This is a genomic window from Vibrio sp. Of14-4, from assembly GCF_022347625.1.
Taxonomy (GTDB): Bacteria; Pseudomonadota; Gammaproteobacteria; order Enterobacterales; family Vibrionaceae; genus Vibrio; species Vibrio pristinus.
This window is the reverse complement of sequence record NZ_JAKRGI010000002.1, coordinates 181,282-202,055: the sequence shown is the minus strand read 5'-3', so window position 1 is coordinate 202,055 and position 20,774 is coordinate 181,282. Positions and strand designations below refer to the sequence as shown.

The 20,774-nt window shown below is 43.4% G+C and carries 16 protein-coding genes; 8 read left to right on the top strand and 8 right to left on the bottom strand.

Going from position 1 to position 20,774, the window contains the following annotated elements:
* Positions 1 to 42 precede the first annotated feature (42 nt).
* Entirely contained in the window at positions 43 to 1,431 is a 1,389-nt protein-coding gene (locus MHN79_RS03150; protein WP_239171686.1) for an aspartate kinase, read from the top strand.
* Positions 1,432 to 1,615: 184 nt separating this feature from the next.
* On the opposite strand, the gene MHN79_RS03145 is transcribed toward MHN79_RS03150, so the two are convergent.
* Positions 1,616 to 2,449, bottom strand: coding sequence for an N-acetylmuramoyl-L-alanine amidase-like domain-containing protein (locus tag MHN79_RS03145; protein ID WP_239171685.1), 834 nt, complete (start codon positions 2,447 to 2,449; stop codon positions 1,616 to 1,618).
* Between the two features lie 266 nt (positions 2,450 to 2,715).
* On the opposite strand from MHN79_RS03145, the gene puuE reads away from it, so the two are divergent.
* From puuE to MHN79_RS03110, 7 genes are all read left to right on the top strand, one after another.
* Positions 2,716 to 3,636, top strand: coding sequence for an allantoinase PuuE (gene puuE, locus MHN79_RS03140; protein WP_239171684.1), 921 nt, complete (start codon positions 2,716 to 2,718; stop codon positions 3,634 to 3,636).
* 1 nt (position 3,637) lies between these two features.
* Positions 3,638 to 4,153 (top strand): 2-oxo-4-hydroxy-4-carboxy-5-ureidoimidazoline decarboxylase, encoded by a 516-nt coding sequence (gene uraD / locus MHN79_RS03135; protein WP_239171683.1) that lies wholly within the window; start codon positions 3,638 to 3,640, stop codon positions 4,151 to 4,153.
* Positions 4,154 to 4,219: 66 nt separating this feature from the next.
* Positions 4,220 to 5,203, top strand: a complete 984-nt coding sequence (alc, locus tag MHN79_RS03130) for an allantoicase (protein ID WP_239171682.1) — start codon at positions 4,220 to 4,222, stop codon at positions 5,201 to 5,203.
* A 13-nt stretch (positions 5,204 to 5,216) separates the two neighbouring features.
* A complete protein-coding gene (locus MHN79_RS03125) occupies positions 5,217 to 5,765 on the top strand; it encodes an ureidoglycolate lyase (RefSeq protein WP_239171681.1) in 549 nt (182 codons plus the stop codon).
* Positions 5,766 to 5,778: 13 nt separating this feature from the next.
* Positions 5,779 to 7,008 (top strand): urate hydroxylase PuuD, encoded by a 1,230-nt coding sequence (locus tag MHN79_RS03120; RefSeq protein WP_239171680.1) that lies wholly within the window; start codon positions 5,779 to 5,781, stop codon positions 7,006 to 7,008.
* Between the two features lie 158 nt (positions 7,009 to 7,166).
* Positions 7,167 to 7,667: a hypothetical protein gene (locus MHN79_RS03115; protein ID WP_239171679.1), complete on the top strand. Its 501-nt coding sequence runs from the start codon at positions 7,167 to 7,169 to the stop codon at positions 7,665 to 7,667.
* 5 nt (positions 7,668 to 7,672) lie between these two features.
* The gene (locus MHN79_RS03110) at positions 7,673 to 9,811 is read left to right on the top strand and encodes an ATP-binding protein (RefSeq protein ID WP_239171678.1); all 2,139 of its coding nucleotides are present in this window, start codon (positions 7,673 to 7,675) and stop codon (positions 9,809 to 9,811) included.
* 107 nt (positions 9,812 to 9,918) lie between these two features.
* On the opposite strand, the gene MHN79_RS03105 is transcribed toward MHN79_RS03110, so the two are convergent.
* From MHN79_RS03105 to MHN79_RS03075, 7 genes are all read right to left on the bottom strand, one after another.
* Positions 9,919 to 10,476, bottom strand: coding sequence for a methyltransferase (locus MHN79_RS03105; RefSeq protein WP_239171677.1), 558 nt, complete (start codon positions 10,474 to 10,476; stop codon positions 9,919 to 9,921).
* A 143-nt stretch (positions 10,477 to 10,619) separates the two neighbouring features.
* Positions 10,620 to 11,939, bottom strand: a complete 1,320-nt coding sequence (gene guaD, locus MHN79_RS03100) for a guanine deaminase (protein ID WP_239171676.1) — start codon at positions 11,937 to 11,939, stop codon at positions 10,620 to 10,622.
* A 31-nt stretch (positions 11,940 to 11,970) separates the two neighbouring features.
* A complete protein-coding gene (gene xdhC / locus MHN79_RS03095) occupies positions 11,971 to 12,810 on the bottom strand; it encodes a xanthine dehydrogenase accessory protein XdhC (RefSeq protein ID WP_239171675.1) in 840 nt (279 codons plus the stop codon).
* Positions 12,811 to 12,844: 34 nt separating this feature from the next.
* Entirely contained in the window at positions 12,845 to 15,166 is a 2,322-nt protein-coding gene (gene xdhB / locus MHN79_RS03090; RefSeq protein ID WP_239171674.1) for a xanthine dehydrogenase molybdopterin binding subunit, read from the bottom strand.
* Entirely contained in the window at positions 15,159 to 16,547 is a 1,389-nt protein-coding gene (gene xdhA / locus MHN79_RS03085; protein WP_239171785.1) for a xanthine dehydrogenase small subunit, read from the bottom strand. The genes xdhB and xdhA overlap by 8 nt, the downstream gene beginning before the upstream one ends.
* A 329-nt stretch (positions 16,548 to 16,876) precedes the next feature.
* The gene (locus tag MHN79_RS03080) at positions 16,877 to 18,463 is read right to left on the bottom strand and encodes a S8 family peptidase (RefSeq protein ID WP_239171673.1); all 1,587 of its coding nucleotides are present in this window, start codon (positions 18,461 to 18,463) and stop codon (positions 16,877 to 16,879) included.
* A gap of 336 nt (positions 18,464 to 18,799) precedes the next feature.
* Positions 18,800 to 20,461, bottom strand: coding sequence for a methyl-accepting chemotaxis protein (locus tag MHN79_RS03075; protein WP_239171672.1), 1,662 nt, complete (start codon positions 20,459 to 20,461; stop codon positions 18,800 to 18,802).
* Between the last annotated feature and the right edge of the window lie 313 nt (positions 20,462 to 20,774).

Sequence of the window (20,774 nt, the reverse complement as noted above, 5' to 3'; positions counted from 1 at the left end):
GTTAGAGTTGATTAGATTGCCACAAAGACAAAGGATGGGAGTATGCCTCATACTGTGGAAAAAGTGAGTGGTTCATCAATGTCTGCTTTTGATGATGTCTTGGACAACGTCATTCTTAAGCCTGAACCCAAAGATAGATACAACAGAATTTTAGTGGTGCCTGCATATAAGGGCATAACAGATGCTCTTTTGGAAAATAAGAGCACAAATGAAGCAGGGGTGTACCAGTATACCTTGTGTGAGGGAAGTGAATGGGAAGGCAAGCTTGATAGCGTTATTCAGAGACTGTTATTCGTCAATGACAGTCTATTTGCTGACCCTATGCTTCGCAGAGAAGCTGATGATTTCATATTAGAGCGTGTGTCTCGAACACGTCAGTGGATTCGACATCATCTATCAATGAATGACAGAGAACAGAACTTACCTACTCACCAGTATATGGGGCATATTCGAGGTCGACTAGCATCTATAGGCGAAGCTCATAGTGCTTTTAATACGGCGTTGAAGGCAGAGTGTTACGGTGTTAAAACCAAGTTTATAGATTTGGCTGGTTCACCGAGTGATCCACACAAATCGCTGGATAGCCAGGTTCGTAGTAACTTAGGGGATCTGGATTTGAGTAATGAGCTTCCGGTTGTTGCGGCGTATACCTCTTGTGATTCTGAAGACTATTATCAGAATGATCGACGTTATGGAGATACCACACTAAGTAAGATTGCAGCCTTTACTGAAGCCGATCAGGCAATTATACACAAGTCCCATTTTCTTAGCTCAGGAGACCCATCATTAATTGGTGCTGACCAGGTAAACCCTCTCGGCCAATTGAGCTATGAAGTTGCGAACCAATTATCAGAATTGTCGGAAGAAGTCGTACACCCTGTAGCTATCGAGGAGTTATCTCAAAAGAATATCGACCTGCGGGTTAAATGTACCTTCGAACCTGATAATCCAGGGGCTTTTATTAGTCGTCGTCATTGCCCGAAAAAGCCGAGGGTTGAAGTGATTTCTGGTAAAGAGGGGGTGTGCGTTTTAACAGTGACTTTAACGGAAAATAATCTAAATAAACTGAACTCACATTTTCTACCATTGCCGGATATCAGTTTACTGCATCATGATGTAATCGGGAAAATAGCTTATTACTATTTTGACTGTACGATGTCTCACTTTGGAAAAATACTAACAAAGGCTAAAAAACTGTTGCCAGATGGTGACTTAACTGTTCAGCGAGTCGCTTTACTTTCAGCGATTGGAACCAAGATAGACTTTGAAGATGTGCTTTCAGTTGGATGCAGTGCTTTGAAGCAACATGGAATAAATCCGGTTAATACCCACTTGTCTGCTGATGGTCACAGCGCAATATTCATTGTGGCCAGCGCTCAATTTAGGGCGGCATTGTGTGCATTACATAGTGATTTTTTAGAGAGCTTCTGAAATTTCGTATAGTTCAACTAAACACCGTCGATAAAATTTTTGACTCTCTAGATCGTATTTGTCACTTAAATGACTTCTTGAAGCCAAGCTTCTAATTTTGTTTCTAGCCCTAAATGTGTAACTAACTGGTGATCAATGGGTTGGTCATTAATGATACTACGAGCAAAATTATGTTGTTGGGTTACTAATCCACCGCCCGATAGACCACTATACCGGGTATAGCTTTGACGTATTCTAGGAAAGGGGTATCCACCACGCGATTGTTGGCTCGTTTGGAAGACGCGTTACGATAGACAGGGCCGTTATCCGTTTGAATAAAAATGCCAGTATGAGTTACATCAAGCCCTTCGATATTGGAGTAGGTGCCAATATAATCTCCATCTCGCATGTTTTTTATGACGTCTTCATCCACCTTGTCACTCGGTATGTAGGTGATGTCGCGCCTTTTTATGGGTAAGCCAACTAGAAACAGGTCCCCATTTTCTTTTTGGTTGAGATTTTTTGTGACCTTGATAAAAAAGTTAGATAACTCAGCAGTGATATCAATGGCGTTATAGGTTTCTTCACTTACCCAGTCTGAGAAAAAGTGACGTCGGGTTTTAAAGTCTACTTTACCGTTAACGTATCGGGTTTGGATAAGATTATCTTTGAAGTCATCTAGCTGCTCTGATTTTCGCAAGGCTTCAACGTAATCAAGGTAGGTAAAGCAATCGAGCTCACCCAGCTTAATGACTAACTGTTCATCGGTATTTTGACTGCCAATCATCCGATTTGCAGCATAGGGAACATCGATAAATACTGAAGAAAGCTGGCGAATTTTGTCTGAGGTAGGAAGTTGTTCGGTATCAATGATGGCTTCTAAGCGTGCCTGAGCTAGGGTATAAAACGAAGCATAATCAGAAAACAACCTTGTTTGACTGTTGTTTGCATCTCTGGCAAATGACTCAGTGTTCCTAGCAGATGCTGGGTGAGAGAGCGCGCTAACGCAAAGTACCAATAGGGTTGTTAACTGCTTCATAACAATGACCTACTTCGAATTCTAGGTGTTTAGGGGATAAATAAGCGCTCGATTCAGTCTCGTTATTTATCCATAAAGATCTGGCATTTTAATGTTAATACTGTCATTAGTCTGTTTTGAATTTGAGACAATACCGAATTATTTTAAGAGAAGTCGATCGTTTGATATTACAAAGTCACAAGGTGCTCTTCTATCTCATATTTTTTGTATAGGCTAAATTTATAGGATTACTGAGTGTTTTGATAACTTAATGCCAAGGAGCTGGTATGGATGAGGCCTATGACAGAGACTTGATTGGCTATGGCGCCAATCCGCCTCATCCTAAGTGGCCGGATGGCGCACGTGTTGCGCTGTCATTTGTGCTCAATTACGAAGAAGGAGGCGAACGTTGCCTCTTACATGGCGATGATGAATCCGAGTCCTTCTTATCTGACATTCCTGCTGCTATGCCCATTCCAAGTGCTCGGCATATCAGCATGGAGTCTATCTACGAATATGGTAGTCGCGCCGGCGTATGGCGTGTTTTACGTTTGTTTGAGCAATATTCATTTCCCTTGACAGTTTTTGCGGTTGCCATGGCGATTGAGCGTCACCCGGATGTGGCCAGAGCAATGGTAAAAGCAGGACATGAAATATGTAGTCATGGATATCGCTGGATTGACTACCAGGACATGGAAGAGGCGCTCGAGCGAGAGCATATGGCCAAAGCGATACGTATTATCGAACAAGTGACGGGCACTCGTCCGCTGGGTTGGTATACTGGCAGGACCAGCCCCAATACTCGCCGCTTGGTTGCAGAAGAAGGCGGCTTTTTATACGACTCTGATGCGTATGATGATGATTTGCCTTATTGGCATACACATACAGAGCGTCCTCAATTAGTGATTCCTTATACTTTGGATGTCAATGACATGCGTTTCGCCACCACACAAGGCTTTAATAGTGGTGAGCAGTTCTTCCAGTATTTAAAAGACAGTTTCGATGTTTTATATGATGAAGGAGCGTTGGCGCCAAAAATGATGTCTGTCGGTCTGCACTGTCGCTTGATTGGTCGTCCTGGGCGAATTGCAGCGTTAAAGCGCTTTTTGGATTATGTTCAAGCAAAGGAAAAAGTATGGGTATGTCGGCGGATTGATATTGCTCGGCATTGGCATCAGCACCATCCATATTGTGTGGGAGAGAACTAAGATGACCCAGTTTAGTTCATGCACGCCTTCAAGCATGTCCTTGACTGAATTTGTTGATCAGTTTGGTGAGGTGTATGAGCACAGCCCTTGGATTGCGGAATCTTCTTACCGACAAGGGCTAAGCGAAAAAGACGATGACATTGAGTTCTTACACCAACGCATGGCCCAAGTACTCATTCAAGCTGATAGAAATAAGCAGCTTGGTGTTATTTGTGCCCATCCAGATTTAGCAGGGCGGGCTGCAATAGAAAAGCAGTTGAGTCATTCTTCTCACAAAGAGCAAGCAGGGGCTGGACTTAGCCAATGTACTTTGGAGGAGTTTAAGTTATTTACTGAGTTAAATGATAGATACAAAAGCCGCTTTAATTTTCCCTTCATTATGGCTGTGAAGGGGGCGAATAGAGCACAAATTATCGATGGCTTTAAAACCAGAATTGATAATGAACCTGAGTTTGAATTTGCTCTAGCTCTTGAAGAAGTGAATAAGATTGCGCTATTTCGTTTACGAGATATGTAAATGAGCCACTTTCTGAACTCTGGTAAACAAGCACTGATGTGCAAGTAGATTGGTGAGGGTACCGCCATGTCATTAGACGTTGAACATTATATTAATCTTGCTGATGAGAAGCTTGGTGCTCAGGTGATTTATGCCACGGATGACTTCTTTGCGGATAAAAGTCGTTTGATACGGCGGGCTGATCCCAAATGGCGAGAAGGCGTTTACGATGAAAATGGAAAATGGATGGATGGCTGGGAAAGTCGTCGTAAACGTGAAGAAGGCCATGATTTTTGTATTGTGCGCCTTGGCTTAATTGGGGTGGTTTCAGGCGTAGATATCGATACCTCTTTTTTTACCGGAAATTTTCCGCCTGCAGCATCAATTGATGCCTGCTATTGGCCTGATGGCGATCCGTGTGCGCTGACTCAATGGCAAGAAATCCTACCTAAAATGACGTTATATGGTAACAGTCACCACATAGAGAAAATCGATAGCGACGAAGTATACACTCACTTACGTCTCAACATTTATCCTGATGGTGGTGTAGCTCGTTTACGAGTTTATGGCCGCCCCAGTGTCGATTGGCAAGGTTTGGATCATAGACAAAGGGTTGATCTTGCAGCGGTTGAAAATGGTGGCCGCGCATTGGCATGCAGCGACCAACATTACGGCAATAAATCCAATATTTTGGGAGTTGGGCGAGGCGAAAATATGGGAGATGGTTGGGAAACGGCTCGCAGAAGAACGCCGGGTAACGATTGGGTACTTGTCGAGTTGGGACACGCCGGAAATATCGAGTGTGTGGTGGTGGATACAGGGCATTTTAAAGGTAACTTTCCTGACTATTGCTCGATTCAAGCTGCTTATGTTGAAGATGAGACAGGCGAGGCATTGATAAGTCAAAGCGCGCTTTGGTCTGAGTTATTACCTCCTCAAAAACTCAACGCCGATGATATTCATGAATTTACCGCAGAAGTCGTGGGTTTGGGGCCAGTGACTCACGTACGATTAAATATTTTTCCGGATGGAGGCATCAGCCGCTTACGTTTATTTGGTACCAAGGCGTAAAGGTGGTAAAGCGATGGTGATTAAATCAAGACGGTTAATTGTTGAGACGCTCACACCGCAAGAGTTTGCTGCCTTTGGTGAAGTGATTGAGATCGATAACCGCCAGTACACCAGTATCAATAATGGCCTTGCGCACCGCTACCATAAGCTTGCGACGGCGGATGTGCTGGATGAAGGTGGGGAGGCCATTATCAGTATCTTCAAAGCACGTATCCCAAGCTTTCCACTAATCATTGACTCACTGGAGCGTCATCCACTTGGATCGCAGGCTTTTATCCCACTTCTAGGAAACCCGTTTTTAATCCTTGTTGCACCAGAAGGTGATAGCCCAAAGTCTTCTAAAATTAGGGCATTTGTTACCAATGGTCGTCAAGGGGTGAACTATTTCAAAGGCGTTTGGCACTTCCCTTTACTCGCATTGGTGGAACGGGATCAATTACTGGTTATTGATCGAGATGGGGCCGGGGATAATTGTGAGACTAAAGCATGTGATGGCGGTGCGGTTGAGTTGCACAAAGAATCGATCCCTGCTTCCACTTTATTAGGATTAAGCTGGTGTTAAACAGGAGCTCACTATGGATCCTCATATCACAGAGTGGCTGAATTTAGCAATTCGTTGGGCTCATATGGTGGTGGGTATTGCTTGGATTGGTGCCTCTTTCTATTTTGTTTGGTTGGAAAATAACTTAAATCGAATTAACCCAAAGCAAGGGTTAGCAGGCGATTTGTGGGCTATTCATGGTGGCGGTATCTACCATCTTGAAAAATATCAGCTCGCCCCGAACAACATGCCAGAGCATTTGCACTGGTTTAAATGGGAAGCCTATTTTACGTGGATAACGGGCATGCTGCTTTTATGTGTTGTCTACTATTTGAATGCTGAGCTCTATCTTATGGCCCCTGACTCTATGCTCTCTGCCCCTGCTTCTGTGGTACTTGGTATCCTATCACTTTTTGTGGGGTGGTTTGTCTATGACGCGCTGAGTGACTCGGCGCTGAGAAACTACCCTATAGTATTGGCATTGGTGCTGTTTACCTTCTTTATGACCGCTAGTTATGGAATGGTTCAAGTTTTTAGTGGCCGCGGGGCCTATATTCATATTGGCGCCATGATAGGTACCATTATGGTCGGTAACGTCTTTCGGGTTATCATACCTGCTCAGCGTGATCTGGTTAAGGCAATACAAGAGCAGCGACCACCTGATCCCGCATTGCCTGCAAAAGCGTTACTTCGTTCTAGGCACAACAACTACATGACGCTTCCTGTCCTATTTATTATGATCAGTAATCACTTTCCTAGTACTTATGGCTCAAGTTTTAACTGGGCTATTTTGGCCGGTTTATCTTTTGTGGGTATTATGTTGCGTCATTATTTTAATACTCGTCATCTCAGTCAGAAGTTTATTTGGCTCATCCCTGCAGCTGCGCTGGGAATGATTATACTGGCCTTTGTCTCCTCACCATATAAAAGTACAGGCAACGCTCAAGAGAAAACTCATGATGTCGCTATGGCGAGCGTGGATGATGTGAAAAGGAGGCTTATTAGCTTTGAGGAGGTCAATGATGTCATTCGGCTGCGTTGCACGGTTTGTCATTCTACCGCACCTTCCAACCCGTTATTTTCAACCGCACCTGCGGGTGTGATGTTTGATACCCCACAAGACATTGTACGTCATCTCCCCTCTATCATCATTCAGTCGGTTCAGAGTAAGGTGATGCCACCGGGTAATAATACCCAAATGACAGATGAAGAACGTGCTCTGATCGGAGCCTGGGCGGCGCAAGAGAGGCCTGAGAAGGAGTAAGTTAGATTGAGATGTTGTCGTGGGATGCGATATTTTGTATTTCGCATCAATCAGTTGAATCAAGCAGACTCGCTAAGTATGGCCTAATCTTCGTCTATACTAAAAGACAAAGTCATAAGTCTTGAAAATAAAACCTGTATCATTTCTGAGAGGTTACTATGCGCCAAGCCGTTGTTGTCAGTTTGATGAGTATTGGATTGCTGTTTGCCAATGTGGTTTTAGCCCTGCCAGCCCCAGAAGGAGAGCCAATACTCTGGGTATCTGGCAAGATCACTGAGTCTAATAGCCCGGATGGCGTTGAATTTGATAGTAAGATGATCAAACAGCTAGAGCAGGGGACCATCACTACTCACAACCATGTTGTTGCAAAAGCGCTCGAATACAAAGGGCCTAAACTGAGTGCTTTGCTTGATTATGTCGGGGCCAAAGGGTCATCACTTAAAGTGGTCGCTTGGGATGACTATGTGGCTACTATCCTGATAGCAGATATTAGAAAGTACGGCGTCCTTCTTGCCACTCATGAAGATGGGATTAAGATGACCATTGATGGAAAAGGGCCTTTTTTCATCGTTTTTCCGTTTGTAGAACATCCTGAGTTAGATAAGGATTTGTACTATGCATTGTCAGTTTGGCAGGTGCGTGACTTGATCATCGAGTAGCTTACATGAGCGAGAGTTTCTGGGAAAGAGGTCGACACTTCGTTGCTATTATCTCGGCACTTTGTCTTGTTTTAGTGGCGGTTATTGTTTACGTTTTTTTCTCAGTATCGAAAATAAAAGAGGTGACACCAGAGCCCTATGTCACCATCATTAACAATAATATCACCGCAAAAACTAAGTTGCTAACTGTAAAGGCAGCCATCCTTACCTATACTTCTCATAGGGACAAAAAACATCTGGCACAGCTCAAGTTCAAATCTAAAGTGTTTCGAGCGAGCATCTACCATGATTTACTCGCAGAAAGAACGCTTGACTTGCACTCTGATTATGGTGATGTCAATGAACTCAAGCAGATCAATGACCAAATCGCTCAAGCTTTTGACGGTATAGACAAGCTCACTTTGGGTGATATACAAAGCGCTCAAAGTGTCATCGCTTTGTTTGATAGATCCTACAAGCGACTGAACGCCTATCTGGCGGGATTTGTGAACAGCGTTCAGCACAGGCAGGCGGAATTCCTTGATTTTAAAGAGTCATTTTACAACAAGCAGTACGTTTATTTGGGCATTATCCTTTTGTGTTCTATGTTAATGATTGGTGTTATTTCCCGGATGTACTTGAACCAAATACGTTTGGGGAAAGCTCTAGAAAATAAAACAAAAATCATGGAGGAAGCCAAAAAAAATGCTGAGCAAAGCGCAAGTGCTAAAGCTCGCTTCTTGGCCAATATGTCGCATGAAATGCGCACGCCTCTTAATGCGATTATTGGCTTGAGTCAAAAGGAGTATTATCAATCATTAGATGAGCAGACACGCCATTTTATCGCTATGATCAATAGCTCGGGTGAACATCTTCTAAAGCTTATCAACAATGTTTTGGATTTGAGCAAAATAGAAAAAGGTCGTTCGGCGATATCTTACGGTGACTTTTATATCAGCGAGCTTATTGATGTGTCCAAAACCGTATTTGTGAATTTTGATAAGCAGCGTGATGTAGAGGTTTTTTATAGTACAGGCCTAACAAGCAATTATAAAATTCGTTCAGATAAAACCAAGCTTGTACAAATTATCAATAATTTAGGTTATAACGCCCTTAAGTTCACCGAGAAGGGATTTGTTGACTTATCCATCTCTATTGTGAAGCAAGAGGACCAAACTCAACTCAACATTTGTGTGAAAGATAGTGGTATAGGGATGACCCAGGAGCAGCTTGACAAAGTGTTTCAAGAATTTACTCAAGCTGATGAATCGATCACACGAAAGTATGGAGGAACGGGACTTGGGCTATCCATCTGTCAATCTTTAGTCTCTATGTTTGGCGGTAGAATACAAGTAAGCAGTGAACTCGGGCAAGGCAGCGAGTTCGTCGTCAACATACCTACACAGATAATTGAAGAAAAGCCTTTGCTGAACCCGTTATGGGAAAAGAAATCGGTACAAGTTATTGCCAGTCACCAAGGTGTACGCTCATTGATAATTCGAGAATTAGACGCTTTGGGTCTTTATGATCCGCAAGGCTCGACATTATTGTATTACCTTAGCAATGGAGAGCAATTGGGTGATCAACTTAATCAATTCGTTGAGACCAAGCCTGATTCTATATTGGTCTATGGTCATCTGAACACTACTATGCCTTTGTTAGATAACACGAGATTGCTAAGTAAGCCTTATAATTTGTTAAATTTGATCGATCATTTACAAGAGGAAGTGATGTTATCAGTGTCCACTTCTGACAGTAACAATAACAATGCTGAAGCACAGCCTGAGCAAAGAAAGATCTCAGCCATGCTGGTGGAAGATATTCGCATGAATCAAATAGTGGCGGAAAAAATGTTGTCGACATTGAGCGTAGAAACAACAACGGTCAACAATGGGCAAGAATGTCTCGATGTATTGCGTCAGCAAAGCTTCGACATCATCTTTATGGATATACAGATGCCTGTAATGGATGGCCTAGAAGCTGTAAAGCGAATCAAGTCTGAAGGCCTTGCGCCAAATACACCAATTATTGCCCTAACTGCTAACACGTTTGATAGTGATGTGGAGCAATACTTGGAACAAGGGTTCAGTAATGTTCTTGGTAAGCCTTTTAAATTGGAATGGTTAAAGGGCATACTCGATAAGCATGCCCAGAATCTGGGGTAAGCTTTTTTCCACCATTCGTTTAGCGAGTTTTTATACCCACTATCATACCGACACGCTGATTTTCGATGCCAAGTATCCGTTTCTTAAATGGGTTTAGGGTGCCCAAATCATAGCAGTGTGCTGAGAAGACGCTGTTGAAACCTGCTTTTATCAATTGCCTCTCGCCAGTGTAACTCAGAGTTGAAGCAGACACCCACTCCTGCTGTGTTAGCACCGAGCGCAGAAGTAACAGGCTTGAGTAACTTAGATGAGGTTAACTGGTAAATTAGCTTTCCTGGTGAATTGGTATGCTCTTTCCCTTCATAGAAGTTTTCAAAGATGATCACTATGCCCTCAGATCCAAGCATATTGTAGGCTGATCTCAGTCCTTCTAGCTCTAGAGCGTGGGTTTCTGCATAGGAATGAGCAATAAAGTGGTGCAGTACCCAGTTAAACTGGATCATATCGTAATCTTGCAGTCCCTTTAACTCCTGATAGACACTATTTGCTAAGACTTTATGATCATTGGGTTTGTTCTTGGTGTTCATATGCGAGTCAGGTTCAACAATATCGACAAAACAGCCCTGATATTGGGCGATGAGTTTGTCAGCATATAAGCTATTTCCTCCCCCTGTGTCGAGAAAGTGAGCTTGTTGAGGATTCAGTAATCTAATCTTTTCAGACATAATAAATGCCGCCAGTATCAAGTAATTAGCAAATTTTATGCCGACCATAGCCAAAAGATAAGTTAATGTTTTATAGATACTTATAAGAATAAAAAATACTGATACTGACCGAGTTCTTATTTTGGAGTTTTCGTCTAAATTTATTAATCGCCTATCGAGCCTGTTTGAAAGGCTTTTTCTCCCATAATGTAGGTTTGATGTATGTTGCGTTCATCTCCAAGCATCATAAGTACAAACAATCGCTCTTCTAGCGTTTTGGCTTGCTTCATTCTCATCGTAAACAGCGACGTTGCGTGTAGATCGAGCACGACAAAGTCCGCTTCTTTACCGACTTTGAGGTTGCCTATTTTATCTTCTAGGTGCAGTGCTTTTGCTCCTCCTAACGTTGCCAAATAGAGCGACTTTAGTGGATGCAGTTTCTCTTGCTGAAGCTGCATGATTTTGTATGCTTCGTTCATGGTTTGTAATAGAGAGAAGCTGGTGCCTGCGCCTACGTCGGTCCCCATACCGACTCGTACTTGATGACTTTCTAACTTGGAAAGGTTGAATAAGCCTGAACCGAGAAAAAGGTTTGAAGTTGGGCAAAATGCAACCGATGAATGAGTTTGTGCCAGGCGCTGGCATTCATGATCCGATAGGTGAATGCCATGAGCAAAGACGGAACGCTTATGCAAAAGGCCATAATGATCATACACATCCAGATAGCCAGCGCGTTCAGGGAAAAGCGCTTTGACCCAATCAATCTCTTTAAGGTTTTCAGACAGGTGCGTATGCATATAAACATCTGGGAATTCTTTTAACAGTTTACCCGCCATTTTAAGTTGTTGTGGACTGCTGGTGGGGGCAAAACGAGGTGTAACTGCGTAGAGCAGCCTGTCTTTGTTGTGCCATTTTTCAATTAATGCTTTTGAGTCTTGATAAGCCGACTCCGGAGTATCGGTTAGTTCTGGGGGAGCATTTTGGTCCATGAGCACTTTTCCCGCGATCATTCGTAGGCGGCGCTTATGTGCCTCTTCGAAAAAAATATCCACAGATTGTTTATGTACGGTACCAAAAACTAAGGCTGTCGTGGTTCCGTTACTCATCAGCTGTTGGAAAAATAAGTTGGCCATATCTCTAGCGTATTGAGGATCGCTAAAACGCATTTCTTCTGGAAAAGTGTAGTTTTCTAACCAATCGAGTAACTGTTCACCATAGGAAGCGATAATCCCAATTTGAGGATAATGAATATGAGTGTCGATAAATCCTGAGGTAATAAGTTTATTCTCATACTCTTGGATGGGAATGTTCTTTGGCACCGTTTTCATTAGTTTATTTGACTCGCCAATATCGACTATGTATCCATCTTCAATGACGATAAGACCATCTTCAAAAAACTCATAACAGTTGTCGAGACCGACGTCTTTGGGATCGGCGATACAATGCAGGATACTCGCGCGATATGCTTTGCGTTGACTTGCCATATAGACTTCCTTTCTTGGCTGCAGTCGGTAATTAGGCGATTTTTTCTGGTGCTGAACTGCCACTTTTCTCATTTGATTCAGCGACTTGCAGATGTTTAGTCCTGCCTTGATAGTGCGTTATCAGCTCTCCAGCAACAGACACAGCTATTTCGGCAGGGTGCTTACCGCTGATCTCATTTATGCCAATCGGACAAGTAAGAGAATGGATTTGTTGCTTTGAATACCCTCGTTGAGATAAGCGCATATGGAATCGTTTTCGCTTCGATTTTGAACCGATGACGCCAAGGTACAGGCTGTCAGCTCGGTCCAAGATAGCTTTTGTCAGATCGAAATCGAGCTGATGGTTGTGTGTCATGACTAAATAGTAGCTTTGGGGAGCTTGCTCTCGGACTTCAAAAATAGGGTCATCAGAGACAACCTTTGTCACATTACTTGGGACTAAATCAGGAAAGATGTCACTACGCTGGTCAACCCAAGTGATATGGAATGGGAGTGTTGACACAACATGTATAAGGGCTTGGGAGACATGGCCGGCACCAAAAATGACCAAAGAGTTTGAGTGAAAGCCGACCGGCTCAAAACTTAAGGTTGCCACGCCCCCACAGCATTGGCCTAATTTGGCACCAAGATTAAACCGCTCTATTTTCGGAGATGTTTGGCCAAAAGAGAGCATGTCGCGCGCGATCTGTGTTGCCAAGTGTTCAAGGTGGCCACCTCCAATGGTTGCGATCAATCTATCTTCGGTAATCAGCATTTTGGTTCCCGCATTTCTTGGTACAGAACCTGTTGTTTCCAGTACAGTTACCATTACACAAGGTTGTTGATTTTGTTCTAGTTTGGCCAACTCCTGAATCCAATTGTCGCTGTACATGGTTTTCTCCTTAGCTGATTACCTAATTAAGGCCTCAGGCACTGGCATTTTTTGCACTGTGAATCGCCATTAACACCCGCTCAGGCGTTGCCGGGGTATTTAATTGTGGTGCTGGCCCTTTAGGTACAGCATAAGTAATGGCATTTTTTAATGCACTCCATACAGAAATAGCGAGCATAAAAGGAGGCTCGCCGACCGCTTTTGAATGATAGACGGTGTCTTCTGAGTTGGCGTGGTTTTGAAGTAATTGCGTATTAAACTCCAATGGCATATCGGAGATGGCAGGAATTTTGTAACTTGCAGGTCCGCTTGTTGTTAAACGTCCTTGCCCATCCCAGCATAATTCTTCGCTAGTAAGCCAGCCCACGCCTTGAATAAAGCCACCTTCAATTTGTCCTATGTCTATTGCTGGGTTTAGTGATGCTCCAACATCATGTAGAATGTCCACTCGCAGTAGTTTGTATTCGCCAGTCAAGGTATCAATAATTACTTCCGAGCATGCTGCGCCATAGGCATAATAATAGAAAGGACGACCACGCGCTCTGTCATGGTCATAGTGGATTTTTGGCGTGCGATAAAAGCCTGTGCTCGACAGTGAGATCTGGTTGAAATAGGCTAATTGAACTAAGGCATCAAATGTCATCTGCTTTTTACCAGCCATGACATGACCATTTTTAAATACCACCTCTTTCGTCATGACCTTAAAGTGCTTTGAGGCAAACTTAATCAGCCGCTGCTTTATTGTCTTAGCGGCATTTTGCGCGGCTTTTCCGTTGAGATCAGTACCTGAAGATGCCGCAGTAGGGGAGGTATTTGGAACCTTGTCGGTATTTGTGGCTGTAATTTGAATGCGTTCTACTTCAACCTGAAACTCTTCTGCGACAATCTGCGCTACTTTTGTATTGAGGCCTTGTCCCATCTCAGTACCACCATGGTTAAGATGAATACTGCCGTCGGTGTATATATGGATAAGAGCACCAGCTTGATTTAAAAATTTAGCCGTAAAGGAAATGCCAAACTTCACTGGTGTAATTGCTAGGCCTTTTTTAAGAATCGGGCTTTGTTTGTTGTATTGATTAATAGACTTGCGGCGAGCTTGATATTTACAATCTCTAACGAGCTTATTGGTGATACTTGTTAGGCAATTATCTTCAATTTTTTGATGATAATGGGTGATATTTCGGCCTTGGCCACCGTAATAGTTAGCTTTGCGGATGTCTAGGGGATCTTTTTTCAGGTAATGGGCAATTTCATCCATGATGTGTTCTATTGTCATCATTCCCTGGGGCCCACCAAAGCCTCGAAAGGCGGTATTGGAGGCCTTGTTCGTCATACATCTATGACCAGTAACACTTGCAGCACCGAGATAATAAGCGTTATCTGAGTGAAACATGGCGCGGTCGACAATTGAACTGGATAAATCTGGCGAGTACCCACAGTCACCGGAAACAACAATGTCGACACCTTCTATTATGCCCTCATCATTGAATCCCACCTTATACTGATTATAGAAAGGGTGCCTTTTTCCTGTGATTATCATATCTTCCATGCGAGGAAGACGCAGTTTGGTTGGTCTTTGAGTGAGATTGGCAATTACAGCGGCAATGCACGCAGGTATCGCCGCTTGTGTTTCTTTTCCACCAAAGCCGCCGCCCATCCTGCGTATTTCAATCACCACCTTGTTGATTGGTAAATTGAGAACCTGAGCGACTTTATGCTGCACTTCTGTTGGATTTTGGGTTGATGAGAAGACTTGCATCCCGCCATCCTCTGTCGGTATTGCGCTGCTTACTTGTGTTTCAAGATAAAAATGCTCTTGACCACCAATTTCAAGCTCACCTTCGATGATGTGTTTGGCACGCTTAAAGGCGCGTTGTAGGTTTCCTCGTGTCTGCTGATGACTTTCGCTGACAAACTGTTTTTGTTTTAGTGCCTGTTTAACGTCCAGCTGAGGTGGAAGAGGTTGATACTCAATAATAACGGCTTGTGCTGCTTCTCTCGCCGTATCGATTGAATTGGCGGCGACTGCAAAAATGGGTTGGCCATAATATTGGACTTCACCGTTCGCAAGTAAAGGGTCTCCGGGTAAAATCGCGCCTATGTCTATGTCTCCTGGAATATTTTTCTGTGTAATCACGCATGCGACGCCTGCGAAATTATAGCAAGAAGAAGTATCTAGTTTTGTGATTTTTGCGTGGGCTTGTGTGCTTGTCCCTATATACACATGCAGCTGATTGGGATACTCAAGTCGGTCATCAACATAAGTGGCCTCGCCCGTTACCTGTTTGGCAGCACTGTCGTGCTCGACACTTTTACCCACGCCAGTTTTGAGCGTTTTTTTGTGTAATTTAGACATAGGTGGTCACTCGTGTTTCAATTTGACTGCTGAGATAGTTATATTCGATAAATAGTCGTTGAAGCATGTTTGCCGCAGTGGTTGAACGATATTCCTTACTGGCTCGAAAATCGCTCACTGGCTTGAAATCTTTGCTTAATGAAGCCATCGCAGAGTCAATCGTCTCTTGACTCCAACTATTACCTATGAGGGCTCTTTCGCATTGAGTGGCCCGTTTGGGAATTTCAGCCATTCCACCAAAAGCAACTCGAGCGCTGACGACTTTGCTATCGTTTACTTGGATATTGAAAGCGCCACAGACTGCAGAGATGTCATCATCCAGACGTTTGGAAAGTTTGTAGGCGCGAAAAAAATCCTGCTTCCTAAGTTTGGGTATTTGGATCTGCTCAATGAACTCGCTTTTTTGTTGTGCTGTTATTTTATAACGGACAAAAAAGTCCTCGAGAGGTAAAGTACGAGTTTTATTGCCGCAACGCAGCTTTAGCTTGGCATCTAGCGCGATGAAGAGCGGGGCAATATCACCAATAGGTGAGGCATTAGCAATGTTACCGCCCAAGGTACCCAAGTTACGTATTTGCGGAGAGGCGAATCGATGTAACAGTTCGCTAAAGTCAGGAAACAACCTCACAAGTGCTTGCGCTGCATCAGTGATATTGGTATTGGCACCAATGTGAAGCATGCCTTCTTTTTCAAAGCATACTTTCATATCTTCGACCAGGTGTAAGCAAATAAGAGTTTCAATTTTTTTATGTTGTTGAGTAACTTCGAGAGCGAGATCCGTGCCTCCTGCAACCAACTTGGCAGAGGGGTTTACACTGTAAATTTTGGCAAGCTCTTTTATGGTGCGTGGCAAGTAGGCTTTGAGTTCACCATATGTTAGTGATGCGGATTCTTGGTTTAGTCTCTTGAGTTGCGAAATGGTATTCTTTTCGTTAGCAGAAAAATGATCGACTAAGGGTTGGTTAGACCTAAGAGAAAGCGCCGAATCTAGTATGCTTCTGTAGCCTGTGCAGCGACACAAGTTTCCAGCCAGAAATTCTATGATTTCTTGTTTGTTAGCGCTGGGTTTGTTTTTGACAAGTGCAAACATCGACATGATAAAACCAGGGGTGCAATATCCACATTGAGAGCCGTGATACTCAACCATGGCTTGCTGAATAGGATGTAACTGCTCTCCTTGACGTAAATCTTCAACAGTAATGAGCTGTTTTCCGTGTAATGAGGATATGAATGTAATACAAGTGTTAATTGAACGATATTGGAGTTGACCGTGTTTGACTTCAGCCAAAACTGCGGTGCAAGCACCACAGTCTCCAGATGCGCACCCTTCTTTAGTTCCCGTTTTATAGATATGCGATCTTAAGTATTGCAGCACCGTCATATTGGGTGAAATATGATGTTCTTGTTTGACTTCTTGATTGAGCATGAAAGTAATCAAGAGACCTCCAATGTCGTACTGTTATGAGCTTTTGCTTGGCGGAAAAGATAATGCCAAGAAGTTGATTGCCAACTTTAAGTATATGAATGATAGTCGATATTTTCTAACATCGAATCAAAGTAATTAACTTTTGCAAGAAAGATTTTTGGAAGGTTACCTACTGATGAGAGAATAGATTTAATCTCAGGTTATAAATCAGATATGTTGTTTAGCAGATGAAATACCAGCCAACTAAGGTTGACTGGTATTATGCTTTGATTGGACGTTACTAGTTAATAACTCGCTTTTAGAGTGACTCCATTATAAGTACTGTAGGCATTAAGCATTATGTGATAGCGACCATTTTGTGTATTTGAAATGGTGCAAACCTCATTATTACCTGAGCGATAAGGGCGACAGTCCCAAGTGCCAGTTGTTGGTTGTGCGCCAAAGCGTACATATAGATCTGCATCACCAGTGCCACCCGTTGTTGTTACGCTGAGCGAACGGCCAGCAGGCACATCAATATAGTACTGTTTCTGTGCCCCGCGGCTCGCGCTGATGTTACTGACAGGGGTTCCATTGGTCAGTTCACCATCAGGAGTTGGCGTTGGATTGTCACAATCTGGTTCACAGCCGCTGCCACTGAGGCTGTACGCGAGCTTATTAACTGTGCCGCGAGTGTCAGATATTTTACCGGATGTCGCACGTGTGCTAATAAGGTTAGATACCTGTGAAGGTGATAATGCATTGTTCTCATGAAGGTAAAGAGCGGTTACACCAGCAACATGAGGCGCTGCCATAGAAGTACCATTGATTGTCCTATAGCCACCTCCAATCCATGCTGATTTGATATTTGAACCCGGAGCAAAGACATCTACACAGCTCCCCCAATTTGAAAAGCTTGATCGGCTATCACTGCTTGTACTGGCACCCACTGTTACTGCACTCTGTTCACGAGCTGGTGAAGAGTTACAAGCATCAGCGCTTGAGTTTCCTGCTGCCAATACAAAAGTGATTCCAGATTGGACAGCACTCGCTACTGCACTATCTAGTGAGCTAGATACGCCACCGCCTAAGCTCATGTTGGCCACCGAAGGGCCAGATGCATTGGCTGCAACCCAGTTTACACCTCCAATTACCCCTGAGTTAGAACCAGAACCGCGACAGCTGAGTACTCTGACACCAACAATATTGGCATTCTTTGCTACACCATATTGGCTACCAGCAATAGTGCCCGCTACATGAGTACCATGTCCGTGACAGTCGGAACTATCATTATCGTTATCAACAAAATCGTAGCCTGAAGTCGAACGGCCACCGAACTCGCTATGATTGTTTTCTACACCAGTGTCGATAACATAAGCCGTGACACCTGTGCCGTCATAGTTGTATGTGTAACTGCCGCTAAGTGGTAAGTTTCGTTGGTCAATACGATCCAAGCCCCAAATAGCATTGGTTTGGGTGCCTTCGTCGGAGAATACAGGGTCGATAGTTACGATTCTGTCCTGCTCGATATAAGCCACTTGTGGATCTTCACGAAGTGCTTTGAGTTGTTCCTTCGTTAGAGTGGCAGAAAATCCACTCAAAACATGATCGTATATTCTCTCTGTTTTAAGCGAATGTTGACTAGCCAATCCAGTTACAGTTTGCTGAGTAAACTCGACAAAAGCTTGCGAGCCCTCAAGCAACATTTCTGGTTTTTTGAGCACTACGATATATTTATTTTTTATGCCTTTCTCATCTTCGACTGTGAGTAAAGGTGCAAGATTTTGACCTTCAGCTAAGACCGATTTCACCTCGCCTTGTTGTGCAAGCGCCAAGCCAGACATAACTGAAAGAGCTGAGGCGATACAACAACTTATAATATTTTTATACATGTTACTTTCCTTTGGATAATAAAAAATAGTGTTGAACATGGCCTACTACAAACATCAAGCGTTTGACATTTTTCGGCTCTCAAAGAACCTATCTACAAGTTACGCACAAATTACACACATGGAAAAATTGGGGCTTTTAATTGTGCTGTTTTGTCAATAAGTTTGCGTGTGATTTATGGAAATGTGTGAAATCTAAATATGAGGTCACTTTTTTATTGAGACGCACTTCAATAATCAGAGTCTTTACTCTATGAACTATTGTGGACGTGCTAGGGGAGAGTGAATTATGGAAGAGGGAGAAAATGTAAGGCCTGCTTTCACAGGCCTTGGCTGAGTTTAGACTTTAAATCGACCGACTAAGTCGTAAAGCTCATTGGCTCTATGGTTAAGTGCTTGGCTACCCGCTTTATTTTCATTGGCTAGATCCGCCGATTGAGAGCTTTGGTCTGAGATAACCACAATGCGTTCAGAGATCTCTTGACCTACTATGCTTTGCTCTTCTGTAGCCGTAGCAATAAGCGAGTTCATATCCATAATGGTGCCAATCGATTCTTGAATTTGGACCAGAGCTTTGGCAGCTGCGTTTGCTTCTTCTACCGTGCTCGCACCTCGTTTTTGGCTTGACTCCATCGCCTTAACTGCGTCATCGGAAGCGGATTTGAGCTGTTCGATCATTTCATGAATTTCACCAGTACTGTCTTGTGTGCGGCTGGCCAATTTACGGACTTCATCAGCAACCACGGCGAAGCCGCGACCTTGTTCCCCAGCCCGAGCTGCTTCTATCGCAGCGTTTAGCGCCAGTAGGTTTGTTTGTTCAGCAATATCTTGGATCACTTCCAACGATGAGGAGATATTCTGAACATCACCTTCTAATCGAGAGATAACGCCATTGGCTTGAGATACTTCTTCTGCAAGTGCTTCAACTGATTTGGCCGCAGAGTTGACGATATTTTGCGCATCTTTAGCATTGTCATCTGCTTCTTTAGCTGAGTCAGCTGCTTGACTGGCGTTGTTCGATATTTCTGATGCTGTAGTTGTCATTTGGGTCATAGCTGTAGCAACTTGCTCTGTTTCTTCACGTTGCCCTGAAGCAAGTTCATCCACTTTACCTGCGCGTCCAGACATATTTGTGGTCTCGGATACTACTTGTTGACCGACTTCACTCACACTTCGAATGATGGTCTGGAGGCTTTCAACAAACGCATTGAAGTTTTTGCTCAGCTGCGAAAATTCTGGTGCTTTGAAGTCTTCCATCCGCGCTGTAAGGTCAGCATCCCCGCTGGCGAATGAGCTGATTGATGCGTCAAAAAGTTCGAGAGGTTTGAGGATGGTACGATTGACCCCAACGGAAAAGACAGCAACTATGACTGCGATAATGATACAGAACACTATGATGGCAGATAAGGTTTCTTGTAGGGCTTCATTGGTGGTGTTTTCCATTTCGGCGACGATTGCGTCGATGTCATCGGTATAAAAACCCGTGCCAAGCATCAAATCCCATTCAGGTATATAGATAGAGTATGCCAATTTTGGAAGTGCTACTGTTTCGCCGGGCTTAGGAAAGTAGTATGTTGTAAAGTCACCGGTTTTAGAATTTCGTATTAAATCTCGCACTAAATAGTTACCTTTCTTGTCCTGTAAATCCCAGTAACTATCACCCACTCCGCCCATGCTGCTGCCTTGTATTTGTCTAATACCTTTGGAGTTGTAGCCAAACATGTAACCTGTTTTACCGTATTTCAGTGCTCTGAGCGTTGGGAAGGCCTCTTCGAGACTTGCCCCTTTGTCAAGCAAAGGCTGAACAGCGGACTGTGCCATTTGAAGATAGTGCTTAAGCTCTTCCTTCTTCATGTGCATCATATTGCTTCTAGTAACTTCTATTTGTTGAGCATTGAGCTCGTTAGTTTTTACATAAGTAAAGCCAAGCATGCCTAATGCTATTACAAGCAATGGGACCAGTGCCAATATATAAAGGCGGCTTCGAATTGTAAGGCTCATACAAACATCCTGTTTTAAAAGGTTCATAAGGCGCCAATGTTAGTGCCAGGTTATAATTTGCCGAACGCAATTTCATGGTCTCAGCGTTTCAAAGACGAGAACAGGTTCAACTCTTTACTCCTTTAAGATTAGACAATATGCAAGAGTAGGTATGCTTTATTGATAAAATAGTTTTTTAATGATTAAGTAGGTAGAATACTTGAGAACAGATTTTTACTGATGAAGAGCCTTTTTTATTCTCTTTGTCAGCATGTTAACCGGTTAAGAGCTATGTGCAGTCTATCGAGACTTCTGGTATTGTTCACTGGACTGA